This is a genomic window from Teichococcus aerophilus, from assembly GCF_014490485.1.
Taxonomy (GTDB): Bacteria; Pseudomonadota; Alphaproteobacteria; order Acetobacterales; family Acetobacteraceae; genus Pseudoroseomonas; species Pseudoroseomonas aerophila.
On record NZ_JACTVA010000061.1, the window covers coordinates 3723 to 26437 of the forward strand.

Below are 22715 nucleotides of genomic sequence, written 5' to 3' on the forward strand. Positions count from 1 at the left end.
ACGCTCGGCGCTTCCCGCTTCTCGTCCCAACCGCAGGCCTTCGCCAGCCGCCCTGCCGGTTCACCGAGCCGCTGCCCGGCAATCTCTCACCGCTTCATGCTGCACTGCGAGTGTTTCGCAACTCTCTGGACGCTGGCTCTCCTCAAGGCTAAGCCGGTCGGAATGTTACGCCGCCGGAAGCCAGAGCCAGCCCCACCCACCCCCATCACCCTGGCGCAGATCCGCGAGGCCAGTGCGGAGGCCCTTGCCGCGGCCTTCGCCGGCCCGCCGGAGGAAGCCGCGCGCTGGATCGCCGCCGCCGCGCGGGCGGGGCACAGGGATGCGGTGTTGCTGTACGGGCAGATCCTGGCCGATGGCCGTGGCGTGAAGCAGGACCGTGCTGCCGCCCTGGGCTGGTTCCGCGTCGCGGCCGAGGCCGGGGATGTCCGCGGCACCAACATGCTGGGCCGCTGCCACGAACTGGGCTGGGGCACCCCGCCCGACTTCCCCCGCGCCGCCGCCCTGTATGCCGAGGCGGCGGAGCGCGGCTACGACTGGGCGCAATACAACCTCGCCACCCTCCACGCCCGCGGCGCCGGTGTGCCGGAGGACCGCCAGCGCGCCCTCGCCCTGTTCCGCGCCGCCGCCGCCCAGGGCCACGCCAAGTCCCTCACGGTCCTGGGCCGCTTTATGGAGGAAGGGTGGGACGGCGTGCCCCGTGACCCCGCCGCCGCCTACGCCCTGTATGTCCGTGCCGCCCAGGCCGGCGACTTCCGCGCCCAGTTCAACCTCGGCACCCTGCTGGTCGAGGACGGCCGGGCGGAGGATGCGATGGCGTGGTTCCACCAGGCCGCCGCCACCGGCTCGCCCGACATGCTCGCCGTCATGGCCCGGCGCCTCGCCACCCGGCCGGAACCCGCCCTGCGGCAACTGGCGGCCGACATCACCACCCGGCTGGCGGGCTGAACCGATGGCCGAGCGCGTCCTCTACATCGCCCTCAGCCTCGATGGCTGCATCGCCACGCGGGAAGGCGATGTCGGCTTCCTCGACGCCTTCCAGGATGCCGATTACGGCTACGACGCCTTCGCCTCCTCCATCGCCACCGTCGTCTGCGGCCGCGCGACGTACGAGCAGGTGATGAGCTTCGGCGCCTGGCCCTACGCCGGCAAACGCTGCGTCGTCGTCACCCGCCACGCTCTGTGGCGGGACGCACCGCCCGGCGTCGAAGCCTGGCACGATGGCGTTCCCGCCCTGGCCACCGCTTTGGCGGAGATGCCGGGTCGTGTCTGGATCATCGGCGGCGCCCGACTCATCCAGGCCTTCCTGCACGCCGGCGCGGTGGAGCGGCTGGAGCTGTTCGTCATGCCCGTGCTGCTGGGCGGCGGCATCCCGCTCTTTCCCTCGCGCGGCCAACGCGCCGGGCTGCGCCTGCTGGAGAGCACCACCTACGCCAACGGCGTGCTCCGCCTGGTCTACGCCCCCGCCGCCTGACGCCGCTCCGGGACAAACCCCCAACTTCCCCGGCGCAAGGCGAATGGCCAGCACCCTGGCGCGTCGGTGGCCCGAGGGCCGCCGCTCCCCCAACTCCCCCGGCAAGGGAATACGTTCCCCCGCACCCGTGATTCCGGGACCATCGCGGGAAGCCCGCAGCACAAGCACGTTCAAAGGACTATTTCATACTGCCGTGGCGGGTAAGCGGAACGCAGGACCCAGCACCCCCTAACTCAAGCCTCTCCCACAGCGCCAGCAACGAGCCGCAAGAGACTCACCGCCTCCTCCCCACCCCACCTGCGCCCAGACGCCTTTTCAAAGACCGGCCAAACTCGCAGAAGGAAGATGGGGGTCTGGGGGAATTCCTTCCCCCAGCCTTCAGCCTTCAGCCTTCAGCCTTCAGCCTTCAGCCTTTCGCCACCACCCCGCAGCCTCAGCCTCTCTCTCAAAGCCCCAGCGCCAGCCCCCGCACCAGCACGATCCGCGTCCGCTCCCCGGTAATCCCGAAATCGTCGTCGTTGATCAGCATCAGCGTGCCATCCGGCAGCAGCGCGATCCCTTCCAGCTTCCCCGGCAGTTCCGGGTGGTCCGCGCTATCCAGCACCAGCCGCTTGCTCACGGCAGTGATGCCGGTGGCGGGCAGGTCGTTGCTCTGCTCCAGCGTCGGCCGCGTCGCCACGTCATCCCAGCGCGTGCCGGCGATGTCGGTGGCCTCGTTCAACCGCACCTCGTACAGCTTGGTCGTCTTCTCCGTCCGCTCCAGCACCAGCAGCCGGTCCGGCCCCAGCCACGCCGTCTCCGAAATACGCGGGTCGTTCTGCGCGTCCGATGGGTCCAGCCGGAAGCTCTGCGGCGCATCCAACGGGTACACCCACTCCCCGGTCACCCGGTTCGCCGCCGGGTCGTAGCGCAGGATGCGGCTGTTGCGCGCCGCGCGGTAGGCGGCCGCATCCGGGTTCGCCAGCGGGTTCTGCACCACCGCATACAGCGTCGCCCCATCCGGCGTCCCCGCCAGGCTCTCGATCCCGCGGTTGGATTGCCGCATCGCCAGGATGCCAGGCAGCCCCTCCACCACCTCGTACCCCGCCGCCGCCAACTCCCCCGCCGTGCCACCCACCGGCACCACCCGGCGCAACACGCGCCCATCCGCCCCCACATGCACCAGGGACGGCGCATTCTCCTCCCCGATCCACGCACTGCCATCCGGCAGCCGCACCAGCCCCTCCGCATCGATGGCCGACGCGTCATACGCCAGCCGCCGCCCCTGCCCATCCAGCGGCTGCTCCGTCCGCCCGCGCAACGGGTTGGTCAGCCCGCTCACCGGCCGCCCATCCCGCGTCTTGATCGCGATGCTGTCGAACACCCGGAAGCGCCCCTCCGCCGGCAACAACTGCACCCCATACAAGGTCGGGCTGTACCCCGGCACCGGGTACACCCGCCCGTTCCGGTCCTCCGCGCACAGCGTGGCCCGCGCCACCCCCGTCACCGCCTCCACCTCCGAACACGCGATGTTCGGCCCGCGGTCGGACAGCGTGTAGACGATATCCCCCGGGTCCCCCGGCCGATGATACGCGGCACTGCCGATCCCCACCGAAAGCTCCAGCGTCCGCCCGCCCGGGAAGGCGAAGCGCCCCAGCCGCAACGCCGGGTCCTCACTGGTCAGCACGGTGATCTCGGGGGCCGCCAGCGCCGGCCGCATCCCGGCAACGGCAGGCAACATCAGGCAGGCGGAGAGCAGCAGGCGGCGCATCGCGGTCATCCCATCACGGCCCGCCTCAACGCGGGCGGCGGACGGTAGCGGCCCCGCACCGCCAGGAAACGTGATGCTTCCATGACAAACACCCGCCCCGCCCACGCCCCCCGCCACGCGCCAAACCCGCGCCGATCCGTGCTACCCTCCCCACCACAACACCGGGGAAGAACGCTTCATGGATACCGTGCCGGCCGGCCTGATCATCACCGTCATCCTGCTGGGCCTCGCGGTCCTCACCGCCTTCAAAGGCATCCGCACCGTCCCCCAGGGCGAGAACTGGACGGTCGAGCGCTTCGGCGCCTTCACCCGCGTCCTCCACCCCGGCCTCAACTTCGTCATCCCCTATATCGACAGCATCGGCCACAAGGTGAACGTCCAGGAAATCGTCCTCGACATCCCCGAACAGGCCGTCATCACGCGGGACAACGCCAACGTCTCCGTCGACGGCATCGTCTACTACCGCGTCATGGACCCCGAGAAATCCGCCTACCAGGTCCAGAACCTGCAACAGGCCCTCTCCGCCCTCGCCATGACCAACATCCGCGCCATCATCGGTGAGATGGACCTCGATTCCGCCCTCTCCTCGCGGGACAAGATCAACTCCCACCTCCTCAACGTGCTGGACGGCGCCACCGACCCCTGGGGCGTCAAAGTCACCCGCGTCGAGATCCGCAAGATCGAGCCCCCCGCCAACCTCGTCGCCGCCATGAACACCCAGATGATGGCCGAGCGTGAACGCCGCGCCGTCGTCATGCGCGCACAGGGGGACCGTGAAGCCGCCGTCATGCGCGCCGAAGGCGCCAAGGCCGCCCAGATCCTCGAAGCCGAAGGCCGCCTCGAAGCCGCCAGCCGCGACGCCGAGGCCCGCGAACGCCTCGCCGAAGCCGAAGCCAAGGCCACCCAGGTCGTCGCCGAAGCCGCGCGGGACGGCGGCACCGCCGCCCTGAACTACTTCATCAGCGAACGCTACATCCAGGCCTTCGGGAAGCTGGCGGGTAACCCGTCCTCCAAGCTCGTCGTCGTCCCCATCGAATCCTCCGCCATCGCCGGCGGCATCACCGGCGCGCTGGAAATCCTCCGCGCCGGCAGCGGCAACGCACTTCCCGCCGCCATCGGCCAGTCCCCCCTGGGCGCCTCCCCGCGCGGCAGCGTGCCCAACACCTGATGGCGGGCCTCTCCCCCTTCGCCGCCCCCTGGGCCTGGTGGCTGGTCCTCGGCCTCCTCGCCATGGGGGCGGAGCTCCTGCTCCCCGGCGCCTTCCTGGTCTGGATCGGCGCCGCCGCCACCCTCACCGGCCTCGCCCTCTGGCTGTTCGACCCCGGCTTCATCGGCGCCGCCCTGATCTTCATGGCCCTGCTCGCCGCCGGCATCGTCCTCAGCCTGAAGGTCTTCCGCCCCCGCGCGGGGGCAGGGGCCCCCAACCGCCTGAACACCCCATCCTCCGGCCTCGTCGGCCGCGCCGGCCTGCTGCTGGAAGCCACCGGCCTCGAAGGCCGCGCCCGCATCGGCGATTCCGACTGGCCCGTCCGTCTGGAAACAGCCGCCGAACCGGGCACGCGGGTCGAGGTCATCGCCGTGCAAGGCGTGACCCTTCTGGTCCGCCCGGCCTGATTTCTGGCCTGTCGTGCTTGGCTGGCGCTCGGCCAGGGGAAGGCTCTGCCTTCCCCCGGACCCCCATCCGCCAGGAGGCTGAGCCTCCTGGACCTCTTGTTGAGAAATATAGACGATCGAGGTTGTTGTGGATTCGGTTATTGAAATATTTCGAAGCGTCTTCTAAAATTATTACTGTAAAAAATGTCAAATTCTAAAGTCGAGACGTCGCCAAAGTTCGAAATCATTGATCCAGGGTACTCTAAAACCGTCGCAAATGTCAGGGACTTTGCGATTTTGTCTCTGTTTGGATGGCTTTGATACTTCTCTTGTTACTACAAAACGGTTTGGTCCATGTAATGCGGCAGCAACTAGAAAGGGGTCGCGCCCAATCGCTTCGAATTCAATGTCGTTGAGGTCAGGTGCGTAGCCTTGGCTTATAACCTGCTCGACTGTCGCTGGGTTTGTTGGCTCCGGCAATATAATCGCTTTGCGAATATCTGGTTGACGTAACCATTGTCCAAGTTGGTCGCTTGACTTGGCTACCTCGTCGTAGATTTCCAAAGGAGTTTTTATCTTCCCGGCATCTGCCATGCCATGTAGCCACGCCCAAAAGCCTGGGATGCGATCTAGCGGATAATAATCTGCGTCCGCGCGGATAAAGACGTTAGCATCCAACAAGTAGAGCGTCATGCTGCGCGGGGCCGCTCTTTTAGTAGTTTTTCTACTGACGTAGCGGACACGCCCAGGATTCTCGCAGCTTTGGTGTGAGTTAGAACGTCACCCTGTAGCGCTCTACGCACCGTGTCTAGCAAACGTTCTCCAAGGCGCGCTCTGCGGACAACATAGTAACTCGGGCCGGAATCATCCGGTCCACGAAGCTGCCGCTCGCGTGCCTTTTGAATTCGCCAACGAGCCGCAAACGCCTCGAATAGTCGCGCCGCGATGGCCTCATCAATCCATCCGTTTAGCAAGAGGCGGTACGCTACGACACCTTGGGAGACATTCCATCTGCGAGCCACATCATCCGTCAAAGACAAGGCTAGTTCGAAGTCTGCGCCTTGTGCTTCCGAAAGCAGATTGATTGCCTCTGCAGGTAATAGGAAAGCCCCTGCAACTTCGTTGCAGAAACGCTCGACAGCATTTCGAGAGAAGCCTTTCACCGGGCCAGAAACGCCACTTGCTCCGATCCAGATATGCGCCAGTTCATGCAGAAGCGAAAAGGAGCGTGCTGTCGTAGCGTCATTGTCGTTGATGACAACGAAGGGGGCGATCTCGTCTGCTAGTGCAACGCCTCTAAATACATCCTCGCCTATGTCAGAATGATGAGAGCCGAGGTCTCCCAATAGTAGCACATAAATGCCAACACGTTCGGCTGCTTTACGCAGCAGCGTAAATAGAGCGGATGCATCTCTAGCGCGCCTCTGCTCCGTCGGATTTACCCCTAGGGTATCTCGAATTTTATTCGCAACATACTGTGCCCCATCCGTCATCTGACATGAGGCGACAAAAGACAAAGGCTGAATGTCTTCGTCATCCAACAGGACTTCGCGTAGTAACTGCTGTCGAGTGCGGACGTCTCTAATGAGCGCATCCAGCATTGCATCATCGCGTGGACGAGACCCTGTAACGGTCCGATAATCTTCGCCGCGCTCAGCTCGTGTCGGAGGTGAAGAGAGGTAGAAGATCACTAGGGGACGGCGATACGCCGCAGCCGCTTTTTCAAGTTGCGCGAGGGTAACCGGACGTTCGCCACGTTCCACCTGTGCCAGCTTTTCGGCGGCAGTTGCTTTAGCCGTGGACGTCAGGCCGAGCTTCCCCGCAGCCTCTTCCAGAGAGAGGCCGGCTGTCTCGCGGGCCCAGGCTAGAATGTCTGGGTTGATCTGCGCCGCTTGTGCCATGCTGGCTCAAATACTCCTCAAAAATAGTCTAAGGGGAATTCCCGTTCGATGGAATCTCCCAAGGTGCATTTCCCCGCTGGCGGATTCCCCAGATCCCACCCTAAAGCTTGACAAAAGGACTAAATTCCTATAGCGTGATCGCTTACCTTAAGAAGCGTCCCATGCCCACCCCCTACACCCGACTCTCCGACACCACCTGGGCCGCCCTCCACCCCCACCTCCCAGCCCTCTCCCCCCAAGGCCGCCGCACGCCGGATCTCCGCGCGCGCATGGACGCCATCTTCCACCTCGCCCACCACCCCGGCGCCGCCTGGAAAACCCTCCCAGCCCATTTCGGCCGTGCGGAAACCGTCGCCCGCTTCTTCCGCCGCCTCACCCATGCCGGCTTCTGGCACCAACTGCTGAAAGCCCTGGCGGCAGCCCCGCCCAGCCACCCCCTGCGGGTTATCGAGCACGCCATCACCCGCGCCACCCGCCGTGCCGCGCGCCTCGGTGGCCTGCGCCTCCTGGTCCTCATCCGCCGCCTCGGCCTGCGCTCCGCCCTCAACGCGCCGCCGTGGATGTTGCCGGACCCCCTGCTGGCCGAAACCCTGCACCGCATCCCCGTCACGCCTCGCGCGGCGCCGGAACTGCTCAAGGCCCTGTCCCGCCTGCACCGCGCCACGCTCGGCCGCGCCAGAATTCCCCGCTCCGTGCGGCTCGCCTGGTAATGCGCGCCTTGCCCGCACAGCCTCGCTGCGGCAAACCCCATCCCGATTTTGCTCTTCTTTAAAAGGGAACCCGGCGCATGGCGGTGAAGGACGTGAAGAAGGTGGTTCTCGCCTACTCAGGCGGGTTGGACACCTCTGTCATCCTCAAGTGGCTCCAGACCACCTACCAGTGTGAGGTGGTGACCTTCACCGCCGATCTCGGCCAGGGCGAGGAACTGGGCCCGGCACGGGACAAGGCCCTGATGCTCGGCATCAAGGAAGAGAACATCTTCGTCGACGACCTGCGCGAGGAATTCACGCGGGACTTCGTCTTCCCCATGTTCCGCGCCAACGCGCTGTACGAGGGCTGCTACCTCCTCGGCACCTCCATCGCCCGCCCCCTCATCGCGAAGCGCCAGATCGAGATCGCCGAGATGGTCGGCGCCGACGCCGTCTCCCACGGCGCCACCGGCAAGGGCAACGACCAGGTCCGCTTCGAGATCGGCTACTATTCCCTGAAGCCGGACGTGAAGGTCATCGCCCCCTGGCGCGAATGGGACCTCACCAGCCGCACCCGCCTGCTGGAATTCGCCGAAGCGAACCAGATCCCCATCGCCAAGGACAAGCGCGGCGAAGCCCCGTTCTCCGTCGACGCCAACCTCCTGCACAGCAGCTCCGAGGGCAAGATCCTGGAAGAGCCGTGGGACGAGCCCCCGGAAATCGTCTGGCAGCGCACCATCCGCCCGGAAGACGCGCCGGACGTCGCCACCGAGATCACCATTGAGTTCGAGCGCGGTGACGCCATCGCCATCAATGGCGAACGCCTCTCCCCCGCCACGCTGCTGACCAAGCTGAACGCCCTCGGCAAGGCCAACGGCATCGGCCGCCTGGACCTCGTGGAAAACCGCTTCGTCGGCATGAAGTCCCGCGGCTGCTACGAGACCCCCGGCGGCACCATCCTCTACACCGCCCACCGCGCTATCGAGAGCATCACCCTGGATCGTGAGGTCGCCCACCTCAAGGACAGCCTGATGCCCAAGTACGCGGAACTCATCTACAACGGCTTCTGGTTCGCCCCGGAACGCCGCATGATCCAGGCGATGGTCGATGAAAGCCAGCACAGCGTCAGCGGCACCGTCCGCCTGAAGCTGTACAAGGGCAACACCATCGTCACCGGCCGCCAGTCCCCGAACAGCCTCTACTCCATGAAGCACGTGACGTTCGAGGACGACCAAGGCGCCTACGACCAGTTCGACGCCCAGGGCTTCATCAAGCTGAACGCGCTCCGCCTGCGCCTCGGCGCCATGGCCGGCCGCAAGGGCGGCGCCCTCTGAGGGCGCTACCACCCTCGCTGAACGAAAGGGCCCGCCGGCATCGCCGCGCGGGCCTTTCTTTTGTCCGAAATCCGCACCGTCCCACTCCGGTGCCTTACGCCCCCGCGCCGGCCCCGACACCCGCCAGCCTGTACCAGCACCCCACCTGCCGCCTTACCCAAAACTCCAGCGCAACGTCCGGGCCAGCCCCAGCGTTCCCGCCCGCACCAGCGGCCGGCTCAGCACCGGGCTGCGCAGCCCATGCATCTGCCGCGCCCAGCCGGGCAGCAGGTCGATCGCCGCCTGCATGGCCAGCGCCTGCAACGCCTCCGCCGCGGGCTGCGGCGCCGGCTGGTTCAGCAGGAAGCGCGCCACCTCGGCGGTGCGCGCGTCACGGCGCAACAGCGGCCGCATCTCCGCCAACAGCCGCCGCGCCTCGGCCCGGCTGCGCGGCACCGGCGCCGCGCCCAGCGCCTCGCCGATCTGCGCCATCTCGGCGAAGTACCGGTCCTGATGCGCCAGGGTCATGCCCGGCTCGGCATAGCGAATCCACGCATCCAGGAAGCTGCTCGCCTCCGTCACATGCACCCAGGCCAGCAGGGCAGGGTCGCTGGCGCCGTAGGCGGTACCGTCCGGCAGGCGGCCGCGCACATGCTCATGGATGCGCCGCACCCGCTCCAGCACAGCCTCCGCCTCCTCCCGCCCGCCATAGGTGGTCAGCGCGATGAAGCGCGCCGTGCGCCGCAGCCGCCCCCGCATGTCCGTGCGGAAGTTGGAATGGTCCCACACCCCCGCCAGCACCGCCGGGTGCAGCATCTGCAGCAACAGCCCGGCAATGCCGCCGACCATCATCGAGGTCACATCCCCATGCACCCGCCAGGCCACCGCCTGCGGCCCGAACAACCCATCCGTCCGGCGCGCCACCGGCGCCTCGCCACGGGTGCGATCGTTGAAGATCGCCTGCACGCGGCTGGCGATGGCCTGCTTCACCGGCCGCGCGAACGGCCCCAGCAGCAAAGTCGGCAAGGGGGCAGCCATGCGGCTGGCCATCACGGCAACGGCGTCGGTAGCGGGGTAGGGGACGTGGGAAGCATCACCGGCATGTCCTCCAGCGGAATGACCATGCGGTATCAACGTCCGGGCGGCGATCGGGCTGCCTGCTCGGTGTGGGGCACGTCGTCACCGCCAGACGGGCGGTGGGGCCTGGGGTGGCACCGCCACCCCAGAAGCGTGGACCAGGGGCAGTGCCCCTGGTCCGTCGGCGTATCAGGCAGCGCTGCGCAGCGCCGCCTTCTTGACGTCATCGCTGACGCCGCTGGCGAAGGTCTCGAAGTTCTTCTCGAACAGGGAGACCAGGTGCTGCGCGGTCTTGTCGTAGGCGGCCTTGTCGGCCCAGGACTCGCGCGGGTTCAGCACCTCGGTCGGCACGCCCGGGACGTTCTGCGGCACGGCGAGGCCGAAGAACGGGTCGGTCGCGAAGGTCGCGTTGGCCAGGCTGCCATCCAGCGCCGCGCTCAGCAGGGCGCGGGTGTGCTTGATGGACATGCGGTGGCCGGTGCCGTAGGCGCCGCCGGTCCAGCCGGTGTTCACCAGCCACACCTGGGCGCCGTGCTTGCCGATCAGCTCGGCCAGCATCTTGCCGTACACCTCGGGGTGGCGCGGCAGGAAGGGAGCGCCGAAGCAGGTGGAGAAGGTGGCCTGCGGCTCCTTGCCCAGGCCCTTCTCGGTGCCCGCCACCTTGGCGGTGTAGCCGGAGAGAAAGTGGTACATCGCCTGCGCCGGCGTCAGCTTGGCGATCGGCGGCAGCACGCCGAAGGCGTCGGCCGTCAGCATCACCACGTTCTTCGGCAGGCCGGCCATGCTGCCCGGCGCGATGCCGGGGATGAACTCGATCGGGTAGCAGGACCGGGTGTTCTCGGTCAGCTTGCCGTTGTCGAGGTCGAGGTTGCCGCGCTCGTCGGCCACCACGTTCTCCAGCACGGCGCCGAAGCGGTGGGACGCGTTCCAGATCTGCGGCTCGGCCTCCTGGCTGAGCTTGATGACCTTGGCGTAGCAGCCGCCCTCGAAGTTGAAGACGCCCTTGTCGGACCAGCCGTGCTCGTCATCGCCGATCAGCGCGCGCTCGGGGTCGGAGGACAGCGTGGTCTTGCCGGTGCCGGAGAGGCCGAAGAACAGCGCGGTGTCGCCAGCCTTGCCGACATTGGCGGAGCAATGCATCGGCAGCACGCCCTGAGCCGGCAGCAGCCAGTTCATGACGGTGAAGATGCTCTTCTTGATCTCGCCGGCGTAGCTGGTGCCGGCGATGGCGATGATCTTCTTGGCGAAGGACAGCGCGATCAGCGTGGTGGAGTTCGGGCGGCCGCCATGCTCCGGCTTCGCGTCCATCTCCGGCGCGTGCAGGATGGTGTAGTCCGGGGTGAAGGAGGCCAGCTCCTCCACCGGCGGGCGGATGAACATGTTGCGGGCGAACAGGGCGTGCCAGGCGTTGGTCGTCACCAGGCGCACCTTGATGCGGTGCGCGGGGTCGGCGCCGGCATACAGGTCCTGGGTGAACAGCACCTCGCGCTGGCCGAGCCAGGCGCGGACGTCGGTGGTGAAGGCTTCGAACTTCGCGGGCTCGAGCTTCTGGTTGACCTTGCCCCACCAGATTTCCTTGGAAACCTCGGGGTCCTCGGCCACGAACTTGTCGGCGACGGAACGGCCGGTGTGGACGCCCGTCTCGGCGATGAAGGCGCCATCGGCGGACAGGCGGCCCTCGCCACGGCGCAGCGCATGCGCGTACAGGCCCGCGGCGGTCAGGTTGGCGTGAATCTCGGAAGCAGTGGTGACGCCGGTGCCAGCGAGGGCGGCGTTGTTCGTCGCGTTCATAGGCGCGCTTTTCTCCGTCGGGCGCTTATCCTCCCGCGGGAATCCGCAGGGGCAGTAGCCAGGGGGCCGATACCGCTCCATCTCTCACCTGGACGATATCAGCCCGCAGGCTAGAGGGGCGAACAAGGCTGCGTCAATGTAAGTGTTGTCGTCATATTGTACGATGACTTAACAAGTGATCGAAGCCTGGGGCGCAAGGGCACAGCGGCGTAAGGGTTTCTTCTTCAATCGGCATTTTCTTCCGGGCAGCGGTGGTGCTTGCGGTCTGTTTGACCTGCAATCCTGCTCCGGTAACCGATGGCGCATGGCGGCCGTCACCTACTGGCACCACCTCACTTCGTACTCCGACTTCACTCACCTCGCCCCAAGTCTCGAAGAAAGAAGATGGGGGTCCGGGGGAATTCTTTCCCCCGGCCTTCCTCCTGGTTTCGGAATCTCGCCCCATAAGGGCGGCCAATCCGCCAGCCCCGCATGATCTTCAGGCTGCGGGCAGGGATGCCGCCGCCATTCCCTGCGCCGCCAAACTGCCCTATGCCGCTTTGTGTTCCGCATCCGGCCCGGCTTGCGCCACAATCCGCCGTTAAGCCGGGCTTCAGCGACGACCAGTAACCGGGAGCCACGCCCGCAATGCCCGCCACGATTGCCCTGGTCGATGACGACCGCAACATCCTCACCTCCGTCTCCATGACCCTGGAGGCCGAGGGGTTCCAGGTGCGGACCTACACGGATGGGGAGAGCGCGCTGCAGGGCCTGATGGCCCGGCCGGTGGATCTCGCCGTGCTGGACATCAAGATGCCGCGCATGGATGGCATGGAACTGCTGCAGCGGCTGCGCCAGCGATCCTCGATGCCGGTGATCTTCCTCACCTCGAAGGATGAGGAACTGGACCAGCTGATGGGGCTGCGGCTGGGGGCGGATGACTACATCACCAAGCCGTTCAGCCAGCGCCTGCTGCTGGAGCGCATCCGCGCCCTGCTGCGCCGCAACGAGGCCGGACGGGCCGAGGGCAGCGGCGCGCCGCCGACCGGCGTGATCTCCCGCGGCGACCTGGTGCTGGACGAGACCAAGCATACCTGCACCTGGAAGGGCCAGCCGGTGCAGCTGACGGTGACCGAGTTCCTGCTGGTGAAGGCGCTGGCGCAGCGCCCCGGCATGGTGAAGAACCGGGACCAGCTGATCGATTCCGCCTATGGCGAGAACATCTATGTGGATGACCGCACGATCGACAGCCATGTGAAGCGCGTCCGCAAGAAGTTCCGCCAGGTGGATGACGACTTCAACATGATCGAGACGCTGTACGGCATCGGCTACCGCTACAAGGAAGCCTGAGCCCCCAAGGGACACGGATATGCCGGACGCCAGCGGACCCGCCGCGCTGCCGCAGACCACGCGCCCGCCGCGGGAGCGTAAGCGCGTCTCGCCGCTGCTGCGGCGGATTCTGCTGGTCAACATGGTGGCGCCGGCGCTGCTGGCGGCCTCCCTGCTCTATCTCGACCAGTACCAGACCGGGTTGCTCTCCGCCGAGGTGGAGAGCCTGCGGACCCAGGCGCGCATCTATGCCGCCGGCATCGCCGAGGCCGCCGTGCGGTTGCAAGACGACCGCGCCGTGCTGGTGCCGGATACCGCCCGGCCATTGTTGCGCCGCCTGGTGGAACCATCCGCCAATACACAGGCAAAACTCTTCGACACCAGCGGCCTGCTGGTGGCGGATAGCCGCGTGCGCGAAGGCCAGGGCGGCGCCATCATCACCGAGCCGCTGACGCCGCCCGAGATGCGGGGCTTCTTCGCCGGTGGCGTCGGCCGGCTCTACGACAAGCTGCTGACAGTGCTGCCGCGCTCCCTGTTCGGCGCCCGGCGCGGCGACGACATTTACGTGGACGTGGCGCCGGACGCGCCGAGCTTCGACTGGCAGCCCGAGCTGGGGCCCGACCGGCGGGAGGAGCTGCGCCTGGCGCTGGAAGGCGGCGTGCGACCCTATATCCGCCGTACCAAGGAAGGCCGGCTGCTGGTCTCGGTGGCGGAGCCGGCGCGGCGCGGCAGCCAGAGCGTTGGCATCGTGCTGCTGACGCGCGAAGCCCGGCAGGTGGACCAGCGGTTGCTGGAAATCCGCACCTCCGTGCTTGGGCTGTTCCTGCTGGCGCTGATCCTGACGGTGGCGACCTCGCTCTACCTCTCCCGCACCATCGCCTCGCCGATCCTGGCGCTGGCGGTGGCGGCGGCGGCGATGCGGCAGGGCAAGGGGCGGGCGGGTTCCGTGCCCACCGCGCTGCTGGCGCGCACCGACGAGATCGGCATCCTGGCGCGGGACCTGCAATCCTCGGCCACCGCGCTGTGGGCGCGCATCGATCAGAACGAGCGCTTCGCCGCCGATGTGGCGCATGAACTGCGCAACCCGCTGACCAGCGTCCGCTCCGCGCTGGAAACCCTGATCCGGGTGGAGAAGCCGGACCAGCAGAAGCGGCTGCTGGCCATCATCGCCGAGGACGCCGTCCGCATGGACCGGCTGATCGGCGACATCGCCGATTCGTCGCGCGTCGATGCCGAGCTGTCCCGCACCGTCTCCGAACCCGTCGACGTGGCGCCGATCCTGTCCGCCCTGGTGGAGCTGCACAACACCACGCGGGATGAGGACGAGGACCCCTCCATGGTGCTGGATGCGGCGCCGGTTCCGCTGGTGGTGCGGGGCGTTGAGGGGCGATTGGTACAGGTGTTCCGCAACCTGATGGGCAATGCGGTGTCCTTCTCGCCGCCGCTCGGCACCGTGTGGGTGCGGGCGCGGCAGACCGGGGCGATGATGGAATTCACCATCGAGGACGAAGGGCCCGGCATCCCCGAAGCCAAGCTGGAAGGCATCTTCGACCGCTTCTACACCGAGCGGCCGACCGCCGAGCGCTTCGGGCAGCATTCCGGCCTGGGGCTCTCCATCAGCCGGCAGATCGTCGAAGGGCTGGGTGGGCGCATCAGCGCCGAGAACCGGCGGGACGAGAGCGGCAAGGTCATCGGCGCGCGGTTCGTGGTGCGGCTGCCGGTGGGGTGACAGGACTGGGGCGAGCCGGGGCCAAAGAGGGCTTTGCCCTCTCTGGACACGCCCGCCGGGGTGAAAAGTTCACCCCGGACCCCGCTGCCGGTTTTTGGTCTGGGTGCCTGGGCGATGCGCGGGCCGATGGCGCATTCAAGGTTTTTGTAAAAAGGCAGTGCAGGCTGCGGCTTCAGTCGCCGAGGGTAATGGAACCTTGGCGTGGCGACCGTGCCGCCATTCTGAAAACTCACGGCGGGGTCTGGGGGGATACTATCCCCCCAGCGGGGGTCCAGGGGGCAGCGCCCCCTGGCCAACCTTCCCCTGGCCAATGTGCCCTCAGTGGCGCTCGTAGATCAGCCGGGCGCGCATGGTGCCGGGCACTTCGCGCAGGGCCGCCAGCACGCCGTCCGGGTCCATCACGTTTTCCGCGTCCACCACTACGTAGCCGATCTCGGGGTCGGTCTGCAGGTACTGGGCGGTGATGTTCAGGCTGAAGCGGCTGAGGGTTTCGTTCAGTGCCGCCAGCACGCCGGGGACGTTGCGATGGACGTGCAGGAAGCGGGTGCCGCGTGCCTTGGCGGGCAGCGTCACTTCCGGGAAGTTCACCGCGCCCAGGGTGGCGCCGGTGTCCGAGTAGTCGGAGAGCTTGCGGGCGGTTTCCTCGCCGATGCGTTCCTGCGCCTCTTCCGTGCTGCCGCCGATATGCGGGGTGAGGATGACGTTGGGCAGGCCTTGCAGCGGGCTGGTGAAGCGTTCGCCGTTGCGCTTCGGCTCTTCCGGGAACACGTCGGCGGCGGCGCCGAGCACGCGGCCGGATTTCAGCGCTTCGGCCAGGGCATCGAGGTCGACGACGCGGCCGCGGCTGTTGTTGATGAGGATGGAGCCCGGGCGCATTGCCGCGATCTCGGTCGCGCCGATCAGGTTATGGGTCTGCTCGGTTTCCGGCACATGCAGGGTGACGACGTCCGACGCCGCCAGCAGGTCGTGGAGCGAGGCGGCGGCGACGGCGTTGCCGTGCGGCAGCTTGGGGATGGCATCGTAGTAGATGACGCGCATGCCGAAGGCCTCGGCCAGCACGGAGATCTGGCTGCCGATATTGCCGTAGCCGACGATGCCCAGCGTCTTGCCGCGCACTTCGCGCGAATGGGTGGCCGACTTGTCCCAGCCGCCTTCATGCGCGCTGCGCGAACGGTCGGGGATACGGCGCAGCAGCATGACGATTTCGCCCATCACCAGTTCCGCCACGCTGCGGGTGTTGCTGAAGGGGGCGTTGAAGACGGGGATGCCGAGGCGCTTGGCCTCCGCCAGGTCCACCTGGTTGGTGCCGATGCAGAAGCAGCCGACGGCGATCAGCCGGTCCGCCGCGCGCAGGGCCTCGGCCGAGAGCTGGGTGCGGGAGCGGATGCCGAGCAGGTGCACCCCGGCCAGCGCTTCCTTCAGCGCCTCACCCTCCAACGCCTTGGATTCGCGCTGGATGTTGCTGTAGCCGGCGGCGCCCAGCAGGCTGACGGCGGTGTCGGAAACACCTTCCAGCAGCAGGATGCGGATCTTGTCCTTCGGCAGGGAGATCCGCTGGTTGGACAGCGTCTGGCTGGCTGGCACCGGGGTGGCGGGGGCGGTGGGGGAGGTGCTGTTCGGCATGCCGCTTCCATGCCCGCGAAATCCGCGGACGAGAAGTGCGAAACCGGCGCATGTGTCGTGCCGGTTAGGAAAGGGTCGGGAGGAAAGGGTTGGTGCCCGGGGGCAACGAACGGGCGTTTGCGTGACAGCGCCGTGCCACGCCGCATCATGCCGGCGGCATGGCGCCCATGCGCCAGGGCAGGGCCTGGTAGGGCCGACTCCCCTTGCGATCCCAGCTGAAGCCAGCCATGTGCCGGTCATCGCCCTGCCACACAAGAAGCGGGGACGTCACAACTTTGGAGTTCTGCCCCCATGGCACTTGAGACCCTGACCCTGCCGGCAGCGGCACGCCGCCGGCTGACCCTCGACGCGCTGAACGCCCTGGCCCAGGGCGACCTGGCGGAGCGGCTGCGGCTGGAAGCGGCCGCGCGCATCCTCAGCACCACCCGCCGCGTGGCGGAGCTGGCCGCCGCCGGCGAGCTGGCCCACCACGCCGAGCTGCCCGAGGCCGCCCGCGCCTGGGACCCTGCGGTGATGACCGCGCGTGAGTTCGCCGAGGCGATGACGCCGGCCGCGATCGACAGCCTGCTGGCGGATGCGCCACGCTGGGCGGCGACCTTGCTGGACCTGAGCGCCGAGCAGCGCCGGGCGGCCTGACGTCCATACGGGGGGCTTTTGGTCCCTCGTTTGTCTATTTTTCTTCCAGTTTGGCTTCCCGCGAGTTTGGCGCGCGCCTTCGGTGTGAAGGCGCGCGCTTTGCGTTGGAGGAAGGGAAGGCCGGGGAAAGAATTCCCCAGGCCTCCTTCTCTTTTTTCGAGTTTTCCGGGTGGCTGTGGATGGGTCGGTCTTGTTTGGGGGAGCCGGTCGCGCCCGAGGCCTAGGACCTCCGGCGACTGAGAACTCAGTCCGCGTGGCCCATGATAAAAACATCCAGCCGCGTCCGCTCTAAGTCCTGCAGCGCTTCGCCAAATTTGCAGAAAGAAGAAGGGGTCCGGGGAATTCTTTCCCCGGCCTTCCTGCTTCCCTGTCCCAGGACAAAGAAAAAGGGCCACCGGCTGATGCCGGTGGCCCTTTCTTCATGCGCTGTCGCCGGGCGGCGTCAGAGGTCGCTGATGTAGCGGGCCGAGAGGGCGGTCTGGTAGATCAGCCCCAGCAGGTCCCGCGTGATCTGGAATGCCTTGGCACCCAGTTCCGGCAGGGCGATCAGCTCGTCGCCGGGGCGCGGGCCATCGCGAGGGTCGAGGATCATCTGGCCGCTGGCGCGGCGGATCATGACGGAGCTGGTGCTGCCACGCTGCGTCGGGCCACCGGCGGCGTTGATGAATTGCGCGATGGTCATGCCCTGGCGCCAGATGATGGCCTGGGGGTTCAGCACTTCGCCGCTGACCATCACCGTGTCCGAGCGCTCGGGGATGACGATGGTGTCGCCGTCTTCCAGGCGGATGGGGGCGCAGCGGCCGCCATTATCCACTGTTACCAGCCGGCCTTCGGGCTGGATGCGGCGGCCGCGCTGGATGTAGTTCAGCACCAGCTGCGCCTCCTGCGTACGGATTTCCGCAACGCCGGTGGTGGAGGAGGAGGCGGTGAAGAGCTGCCGTTCCAGCCGGTCCAGCGCCTCGTTGATCGAGCGCTGCTGCTGCGCCGCCAGCCGCTTGCGCAGCACGTAGACGGAGCTGGTATCGGCCAGGGTGGCGTTCACCTCCACGTGGTCGAGCAGCTGGCAGAGATTGGCGTCGCGGTCGGCCACCAGGACGGAGGGGCCGATGCGGCTGCCTTCCACGAAGACGCGGACGGTGGGCGCCGGGGCGTCGGTGATGAAGGTGACGACGTCCTGGTCCAGCAGCGGCAGTCGGCGCAGTTCGGCCAGGGTGGAGTAGCGGGACCAGGGCTGGTTGTTGCGGGTGCCGCGCACCACGGCGTTGGTGGCGGCGGGCAGCGGCCCGGCGAGTTCCACCAGTTCCGACCCGGTCATGCTGCGGCCATTGACCTCGAACAGGTAGTTGTTCCGGACGGCGCCGTCGGCGGCGATGGTCGCGCCCTGCTTGCCGACGACGATGGTGTCGCCTTCCTGCAGGTTGAGGCTGGGCAGGGAGCCGCGCAGCAGGAAGGGGTACAGGTCGATGCGCTGCACCACCCGGCCGCCGCGGTTGACGGTGATGTCGCGATAGGAGCCGCGGGCGGGGTCGACGCCGCCGGCGCGCAGCAGGAAGTCCAGCACCGTGTCGGAGGACGAGCCGATGTGGCGGCCGGGGATGCGGACGAAGCCGGTGACGAACAGGCCGACATTGCTGGCGGAGAGCAGCACGGCATAGACCTGCACCTGCTGGGTGTAGATCCGCCGCACTTCGGCTTCCACCGTGCGCTGCAGGTCACCGGCGCGGGTGCCGGCCAGGCGCAGCGGGCCGATGGAGGGGAGGAACAGGTTCCCCTGCGCGTCCAGCGCGCCCATCGTCTCGGTCTCGACCGGGCCCCAGACGCGGACGCTGACGCGGTCCCCCGGACCAAGGCGGTAATTGGGGTTGTTACTCTCGGAGGCGGAGGGCGCGCTGCGGGTGAACAGCGCGGCGCCGAACACCGTGCTGGTGGGTCCGGGGTTGCGGTTCGGCTCGGCCAGCGGGCCCTGGGCGGTGGCGCCGGCCTCGGCCTCGGTGGTGCTGCCGGCGCGGTTGGTCGTGGTCTCCTGCCCGATGATGGCGGGCACCTGCTCCATGTTCTGGGAGCCGGCGCGCGACATCAGGGCGGGGCTGGGCGAGCGCAGGGACTGCGCCTGGGCCAACGGCACGCCCACCTGGGACAGCAGCAGGATGGCGGTGAGAAGGCCGCTTTTAAAGCGCATGTTCGCGAACCCCGGCGAGGATGAGCCAGCCGATGCCGTAGATGACGGACAGGATGGCGAAGAGGCTGAGCAGGAAGATGCCAGCGTGTGGATAGAGCGGATACTCCGCGAGGTTCGGCTCGACCACGCGGGAGAGGAAGAGTTGCTGGCGCTGCGCGTTGATGCGGGCGGCTTCCAGCGAGGTGGTGGCGGAGGCGAGCTGCTTGCTGGCGAACTCGCGCTCCATCACCAGGCTTTCATAGGCGGAGATGCGCTCCGGCAGCGCCTCGTTGCCGATGGTCAAGCGGCTGCGCTCGGTCCGGATGCGGGATTCGAGCGTCGAGATGCGGTTGCGCAGGTTGACGATGGTGGGGTTGTCGGACCGCATATAGGCCGACTTTTCCTGGAACTCGGTCTTGGCCAGGGTGAGCGCCGCTTCCAGCGAGGCCATGCTGGCCTGGCCGATCTGCGCGAGGCCGGCCGGGTCCACCGCCTGTTCCCGCTGGCGCCACTCGGTCATGGCGGTCTGGGAGGCGACGACGCGCTGCTCGGCCAGTTCCAGCTCGGCCTGCGCCAGCTCCAGCGAGGAGCCGCGGGCGCGGGCGGAGAGCTGGTTGACGAAATCCTCCGAGATGCGGAGCTGCGCCTCGGCGATCTGCCGCGCGTCCTCCGGCCGGAAGCCGCGGGCGCGGACGGTGGTGATGCCGCTGGTGTTGTCGACCTCCACCGAATTCATGTAGCGGAAGTACATCTGCATGAATTCGGCGGGCAGGTTCTCGGACCACAGGCGGGCCAGGAAGTCGGCTTCCGGGCGGCGGTAGAGCTGGGTGAGGTTCACCTGCTGTTCCAGCGCCGTCACCGCGTCATGCGATTGCAGGTAGTCCCGCACGGCCATGGCGTCTTCCGGCACCTGCTTGAAGCCAGCGGCGCCCATGGCGGCGCTGAGGGCAGAGGCCGCGCGCATTTCCTGCTGCCCGCGCACCATGAAGCGGGCTTCGGACACGTACTGGCCGGCGGCGAAGACATAGAGGTAGATCGCCGCGATCAGCGTGGGCACGCCGACGAAGAGCAGGAAGTGCCGCCGCTTCCACAGCATCTGGCGCAGCCGGGAGCGCCGCGCGGGCGCGTGCCTGGTGCCGGACATGGGGATGTCAGAGGCCCTGGTAGGCTGAGATAGCTTCATCGACATCCTCGTAGAATTCCAGGGCGCCATTCCGCAGGATGGCGGCGGTATCGCAGTATTGGCGCACATGCGAGGCATTGTGCGACACCAGAATCATCGCCGCGTTCTCCCGCCGCACTTCCAGCATGTGCCGGCACTTGGCGGCGAAGCGGACGTCGCCGGTGGAGAGCGCCTCGTCCACCAGGTAGCAGTCGAAATCCACGGCGAAGGACAGGCCCATCAGAAGACGGCTGACCATGCCGGAGGAATAGGTGTTCACCGGCTCGTAGTAGAAGCGGCCCAGCTCGGAGAATTCCTCGACGAAATCCTGGGTCTGCTGCAGCGGCGTGCCGTAGAGGCGGGAGATGAAGCGGGCATTGGAGGCGCCGCTGACCTGGGTGAGCAGCCCGTAGGCGCCGCCGATCGGCCAGGAGATCGACATCTCCCGCCGGATGCGGCCGCGGGTCGGGTTCTCCACGCCGCTGAGGATGCGCATCAGCGTCGACTTGCCGGAGCCGTTGCGGCCCAGGATGCCGACATGGTCGCCCTTGCGGATGCGCCCGTGCACACCGCGCAGGATGGTGTGGTGGCCGCCCTTGTGACTTTCGAAGGTCTTCCAGATGTCGATCATCTCGATCATGCGGCGGGGCCTCAGGCAGCCATGGAGATGCGGTGCCGCACCGCGCGCAGCGCGGCGATGCCCAGGAAGTTCAGGATCAACACCCAGAGGGCAACGAAGCCCAGGTCGTAGTGCGAGACGATCTTGTCTCCCCACATGGCGTCCCGCATCGCTTCATTCACATGGGCGAGCGGGATGGAGAGCAGGACCTTCTGCGCTTCCGGCGGCATGGAATCCACCATGCCGAAGGCGGCGGACAGCGGCATCATCAGGTAGGTCAGCGGGTGCACCACCCGCTCCAGCGGCTCGAAGATCACGATCAGCGCGGCCACCAGCGTGCCGACGCCGTGGCCGAGCAGGGCGCTCAGCACCATCGCCAGCAGGAACAAGCCGGGATTGGCTGGGAAGATCCCGGCGAACAGCATGCCGCCCAGTACGAAGCCGATGACCACCGGCAGGATGGCGGTGAATTCGACCACCGTACGGGCGAGCGTCAGGTCATGCAGGTGGATGCTGCGATGGTAGAGCAGGCTGCGGTTGCCGTTGATGGCACCGGAATTACGGCTGACGATCGAGCGGAACATGAAGAACGGCGCGTAGCTGAGGCCGTAGAACATGAAGACCGGGACGCCGTTGGGCAGCCCGTGGCCGGTGACCCAGTGGATGGAGGAGACGCCGACGGCGAGCATCACCGGCTCCCCCACCAGCCAGAGATAGCCGACGCGGGACTGGCCGAAGCGCGTCAGCATTTCCCGCAGCACCAGGGCATGCAGGACGCGTAACTGCGCCGCCAGCCCGCCATCGCGCTGCCGCTGGGGGACATTGCCGATCATGCGCGCGCGGGGCTCATGGACGGGCGGCGACCTGGCCGGTGCCGAGCAGCGGGCGGACGGAGGTCCAGACGCCTGGCGCGGCCTCGCAGTACAGGGTCTTGGTGCCGGTGGCGGCGTTGCCCAGGAGGACCTCCCGGCACGGGCGGCCGCCGCCGGAATTGTAGGCGCGGAGCATGCGCGCACGCACCGGCGGGCTGCCCACTACTTCCTCCTGCCCCGGGTTTGCCCGGGCGGCGAAGGCGGAGAGCGGGTCCGCCGGCTGGGCCAGCAGAACCTGGTTGGGGGACGTGGCGGTGCCGCCATCATCCATGCCCTGGAAAGTGCTGCAGCCAGCCAATCCGAGAAGGGCCAGACCCAGAAGCGGGGCCCGGCGGGAGACAATCCGGAGCATGGCCCAGGGGGCCGGAAGCGGTCCGGTAGGAAGGAGAGATCCGTTCACGCCCACTCGCATACTATCCTGAATGGTGGGAAGCTACCGCAGTGCAACTCTGCTGGCAAAGACCGTCTCACATGGTGCCGGGGTCGTACCGTTCCGGATCTGCCTGCGGGAGCCTGGCTTGAGCGCGCCTCTACCGACCGACACCACCATCAGCTTCCTGCGGGAGGCGTTGCGCGCCGCGCCGCATCTGCCGGCTTTCTGGCCGGAATACCGGGCCGTCGCCGCCGGCGGGGCGGCGCTGGGCCTGGAGGAAGGCCGCGCGGTGCCCGCCGCGACGGCGGCGCATGTGAAGATCCTGCGCTATGCGCCGGGGCCGTTCCGTGCCCCCGCCTTCGGCGGGCGGCAGGCCGCCGTGGCGCTGCTGCTGCCCGGGGGACCTGCCGCGCGGCCGGTGCCGCTGCCGGAGGCCGAAGCGGCCGTTGCCCTGGTGGCGGAGCTGCGAATCGGCGGTGAACCGGGCCTACCGGACCCTGGTGCCAAAGGCCTGCGCCGGCCGTGCCGGGACGCCGTGCTGGTGCTGGACCCCTGTGACGCCGCCGCCCTGCCGCGCGCCAGGGCGGCGCTGGCGGCGGCGATGGAAGCCGCCCGGGGCCGGCCGGTGATCCTGGCGCGGGACCCGGCGG

General features: G+C 67.7%; 21 protein-coding genes. 10 read left to right on the plus strand and 11 right to left on the minus strand.

The annotated features are described in order from the left end of the window. Positions 1-162: 162 nt before the first annotated feature. Together IBL26_RS22250 and IBL26_RS22255 are read left to right on the plus strand one after the other, a co-directional pair. Positions 163-945 carry a tetratricopeptide repeat protein gene (locus IBL26_RS22250; RefSeq protein WP_187786717.1) on the plus strand — a complete coding sequence of 261 codons (783 nt, stop codon included), beginning with the start codon at positions 163-165 and terminating at the stop codon, positions 943-945. A 4-nt stretch (positions 946-949) separates the two neighbouring features. After that, on the plus strand, positions 950-1471 hold the full coding sequence (locus tag IBL26_RS22255) for a dihydrofolate reductase family protein (RefSeq protein WP_187786718.1): 522 nt from the start codon (positions 950-952) through the stop codon (positions 1469-1471). A gap of 445 nt (positions 1472-1916) precedes the next feature. On the opposite strand, the gene IBL26_RS22260 is transcribed toward IBL26_RS22255, so the two are convergent. After that, the gene (locus IBL26_RS22260) at positions 1917-3230 is read right to left on the minus strand and encodes an esterase-like activity of phytase family protein (protein WP_241749687.1); all 1314 of its coding nucleotides are present in this window, start codon (positions 3228-3230) and stop codon (positions 1917-1919) included. A 169-nt stretch (positions 3231-3399) separates the two neighbouring features. On the opposite strand from IBL26_RS22260, the gene IBL26_RS22265 reads away from it, so the two are divergent. Both IBL26_RS22265 and IBL26_RS22270 read left to right on the plus strand, forming a co-directional pair. Beyond that, entirely contained in the window at positions 3400-4389 is a 990-nt protein-coding gene (locus tag IBL26_RS22265) for an SPFH domain-containing protein (protein WP_187786719.1), read from the plus strand. Next, the gene (locus IBL26_RS22270; RefSeq protein ID WP_187786720.1) at positions 4389-4835 is read left to right on the plus strand and encodes an NfeD family protein; all 447 of its coding nucleotides are present in this window, start codon (positions 4389-4391) and stop codon (positions 4833-4835) included. The genes IBL26_RS22265 and IBL26_RS22270 overlap by 1 nt, the downstream gene beginning before the upstream one ends. Positions 4836-5021: 186 nt before the next feature. On the opposite strand, the gene IBL26_RS22275 is transcribed toward IBL26_RS22270, so the two are convergent. Together IBL26_RS22275 and IBL26_RS22280 are read right to left on the minus strand one after the other, a co-directional pair. After that, a complete protein-coding gene (locus IBL26_RS22275) occupies positions 5022-5507 on the minus strand; it encodes a DUF4411 family protein (RefSeq protein WP_187786721.1) in 486 nt (161 codons plus the stop codon). Beyond that, positions 5504-6715, minus strand: coding sequence for a helix-turn-helix domain-containing protein (locus IBL26_RS22280; protein ID WP_187786722.1), 1212 nt, complete (start codon positions 6713-6715; stop codon positions 5504-5506). The genes IBL26_RS22275 and IBL26_RS22280 overlap by 4 nt, the downstream gene beginning before the upstream one ends. A gap of 161 nt (positions 6716-6876) precedes the next feature. On the opposite strand from IBL26_RS22280, the gene IBL26_RS22285 reads away from it, so the two are divergent. After that, complete coding sequence (locus IBL26_RS22285; protein ID WP_187786723.1) at positions 6877-7425, plus strand: transposase; 549 nt, start codon at positions 6877-6879, stop codon at positions 7423-7425. 77 nt (positions 7426-7502) lie between these two features. Next, the gene (locus IBL26_RS22290; RefSeq protein WP_187786724.1) at positions 7503-8738 is read left to right on the plus strand and encodes an argininosuccinate synthase; all 1236 of its coding nucleotides are present in this window, start codon (positions 7503-7505) and stop codon (positions 8736-8738) included. A gap of 153 nt (positions 8739-8891) precedes the next feature. Here IBL26_RS22290 and IBL26_RS22295 read toward each other — a convergent pair whose 3' ends face one another. Both IBL26_RS22295 and IBL26_RS22300 read right to left on the minus strand, forming a co-directional pair. Continuing rightward, positions 8892-9755, minus strand: coding sequence for an oxygenase MpaB family protein (locus IBL26_RS22295; protein WP_187786725.1), 864 nt, complete (start codon positions 9753-9755; stop codon positions 8892-8894). A gap of 228 nt (positions 9756-9983) precedes the next feature. Further along, positions 9984-11585: a phosphoenolpyruvate carboxykinase gene (locus IBL26_RS22300; protein WP_187786726.1), complete on the minus strand. Its 1602-nt coding sequence runs from the start codon at positions 11583-11585 to the stop codon at positions 9984-9986. Positions 11586-12212: 627 nt separating this feature from the next. On the opposite strand from IBL26_RS22300, the gene IBL26_RS22305 reads away from it, so the two are divergent. Both IBL26_RS22305 and IBL26_RS22310 read left to right on the plus strand, forming a co-directional pair. Continuing rightward, complete coding sequence (locus IBL26_RS22305; RefSeq protein WP_187786727.1) at positions 12213-12914, plus strand: response regulator transcription factor; 702 nt, start codon at positions 12213-12215, stop codon at positions 12912-12914. A gap of 19 nt (positions 12915-12933) precedes the next feature. Further along, positions 12934-14622, plus strand: coding sequence for a stimulus-sensing domain-containing protein (locus IBL26_RS22310; RefSeq protein WP_187786728.1), 1689 nt, complete (start codon positions 12934-12936; stop codon positions 14620-14622). 318 nt (positions 14623-14940) lie between these two features. Here the strand turns inward: IBL26_RS22310 and serA are convergent, their stop codons facing one another. Then, positions 14941-16245: a phosphoglycerate dehydrogenase gene (serA, locus tag IBL26_RS22315; RefSeq protein WP_241749688.1), complete on the minus strand. Its 1305-nt coding sequence runs from the start codon at positions 16243-16245 to the stop codon at positions 14941-14943. Positions 16246-16536: 291 nt separating this feature from the next. Between serA and IBL26_RS22320 the strand changes: the two genes are divergently transcribed. Continuing rightward, entirely contained in the window at positions 16537-16881 is a 345-nt protein-coding gene (locus IBL26_RS22320) for a hypothetical protein (RefSeq protein ID WP_187786729.1), read from the plus strand. A gap of 442 nt (positions 16882-17323) precedes the next feature. On the opposite strand, the gene IBL26_RS22325 is transcribed toward IBL26_RS22320, so the two are convergent. From IBL26_RS22325 to IBL26_RS22345, 5 genes are read right to left on the minus strand one after another with little or no spacing between them, the layout of a single operon-like run. Beyond that, entirely contained in the window at positions 17324-19060 is a 1737-nt protein-coding gene (locus tag IBL26_RS22325; protein ID WP_187786730.1) for a polysaccharide biosynthesis/export family protein, read from the minus strand. Further along, entirely contained in the window at positions 19050-20183 is a 1134-nt protein-coding gene (locus IBL26_RS22330) for a capsule biosynthesis protein (RefSeq protein ID WP_241749689.1), read from the minus strand. Before IBL26_RS22330 ends, IBL26_RS22325 begins: the two co-directional genes overlap by 11 nt. Before the next feature lie 7 nt (positions 20184-20190). Further along, entirely contained in the window at positions 20191-20841 is a 651-nt protein-coding gene (locus IBL26_RS22335; protein ID WP_187786731.1) for an ABC transporter ATP-binding protein, read from the minus strand. Between the two features lie 11 nt (positions 20842-20852). Continuing rightward, positions 20853-21653: an ABC transporter permease gene (locus tag IBL26_RS22340; protein ID WP_187786732.1), complete on the minus strand. Its 801-nt coding sequence runs from the start codon at positions 21651-21653 to the stop codon at positions 20853-20855. 13 nt (positions 21654-21666) lie between these two features. After that, positions 21667-21963: a hypothetical protein gene (locus IBL26_RS22345; protein ID WP_187786733.1), complete on the minus strand. Its 297-nt coding sequence runs from the start codon at positions 21961-21963 to the stop codon at positions 21667-21669. A gap of 247 nt (positions 21964-22210) precedes the next feature. On the opposite strand from IBL26_RS22345, the gene IBL26_RS22350 reads away from it, so the two are divergent. Then, the coding region (locus IBL26_RS22350) for a hypothetical protein (RefSeq protein WP_206684288.1) at positions 22211-22715 on the plus strand (505 nt) is incomplete at its 3' end.

Excerpts from the sequence above, each read along its gene's own strand:
- IBL26_RS22250 (WP_187786717.1), top strand. The coding sequence starts at position 163 with ATGTTACGCCGCCGGAAGCCAGAGCCAGCCCCACCCACCCCCATCACC.
- IBL26_RS22255 (WP_187786718.1), top strand. The coding sequence starts at position 950 with ATGGCCGAGCGCGTCCTCTACATCGCCCTCAGCCTCGATGGCTGCATC.
- IBL26_RS22260 (WP_241749687.1), bottom strand. The coding sequence starts at position 3,230 with ATGACCGCGATGCGCCGCCTGCTGCTCTCCGCCTGCCTGATGTTGCCT.
- IBL26_RS22265 (WP_187786719.1), top strand. The coding sequence starts at position 3,400 with ATGGATACCGTGCCGGCCGGCCTGATCATCACCGTCATCCTGCTGGGC.
- IBL26_RS22270 (WP_187786720.1), top strand. The coding sequence starts at position 4,389 with ATGGCGGGCCTCTCCCCCTTCGCCGCCCCCTGGGCCTGGTGGCTGGTC.
- IBL26_RS22275 (WP_187786721.1), bottom strand. The coding sequence starts at position 5,507 with ATGACGCTCTACTTGTTGGATGCTAACGTCTTTATCCGCGCGGACGCA.
- IBL26_RS22280 (WP_187786722.1), bottom strand. The coding sequence starts at position 6,715 with ATGGCACAAGCGGCGCAGATCAACCCAGACATTCTAGCCTGGGCCCGC.
- IBL26_RS22285 (WP_187786723.1), top strand. The coding sequence starts at position 6,877 with ATGCCCACCCCCTACACCCGACTCTCCGACACCACCTGGGCCGCCCTC.
- IBL26_RS22290 (WP_187786724.1), top strand. The coding sequence starts at position 7,503 with ATGGCGGTGAAGGACGTGAAGAAGGTGGTTCTCGCCTACTCAGGCGGG.
- IBL26_RS22295 (WP_187786725.1), bottom strand. The coding sequence starts at position 9,755 with ATGGCTGCCCCCTTGCCGACTTTGCTGCTGGGGCCGTTCGCGCGGCCG.
- IBL26_RS22300 (WP_187786726.1), bottom strand. The coding sequence starts at position 11,585 with ATGAACGCGACGAACAACGCCGCCCTCGCTGGCACCGGCGTCACCACT.
- IBL26_RS22305 (WP_187786727.1), top strand. The coding sequence starts at position 12,213 with ATGCCCGCCACGATTGCCCTGGTCGATGACGACCGCAACATCCTCACC.
- IBL26_RS22310 (WP_187786728.1), top strand. The coding sequence starts at position 12,934 with ATGCCGGACGCCAGCGGACCCGCCGCGCTGCCGCAGACCACGCGCCCG.
- serA (WP_241749688.1), bottom strand. The coding sequence starts at position 16,245 with ATGCCGAACAGCACCTCCCCCACCGCCCCCGCCACCCCGGTGCCAGCC.
- IBL26_RS22320 (WP_187786729.1), top strand. The coding sequence starts at position 16,537 with ATGGCACTTGAGACCCTGACCCTGCCGGCAGCGGCACGCCGCCGGCTG.
- IBL26_RS22325 (WP_187786730.1), bottom strand. The coding sequence starts at position 19,060 with ATGCGCTTTAAAAGCGGCCTTCTCACCGCCATCCTGCTGCTGTCCCAG.
- IBL26_RS22330 (WP_241749689.1), bottom strand. The coding sequence starts at position 20,183 with ATGTCCGGCACCAGGCACGCGCCCGCGCGGCGCTCCCGGCTGCGCCAG.
- IBL26_RS22335 (WP_187786731.1), bottom strand. The coding sequence starts at position 20,841 with ATGATCGAGATGATCGACATCTGGAAGACCTTCGAAAGTCACAAGGGC.
- IBL26_RS22340 (WP_187786732.1), bottom strand. The coding sequence starts at position 21,653 with ATGATCGGCAATGTCCCCCAGCGGCAGCGCGATGGCGGGCTGGCGGCG.
- IBL26_RS22345 (WP_187786733.1), bottom strand. The coding sequence starts at position 21,963 with ATGGATGATGGCGGCACCGCCACGTCCCCCAACCAGGTTCTGCTGGCC.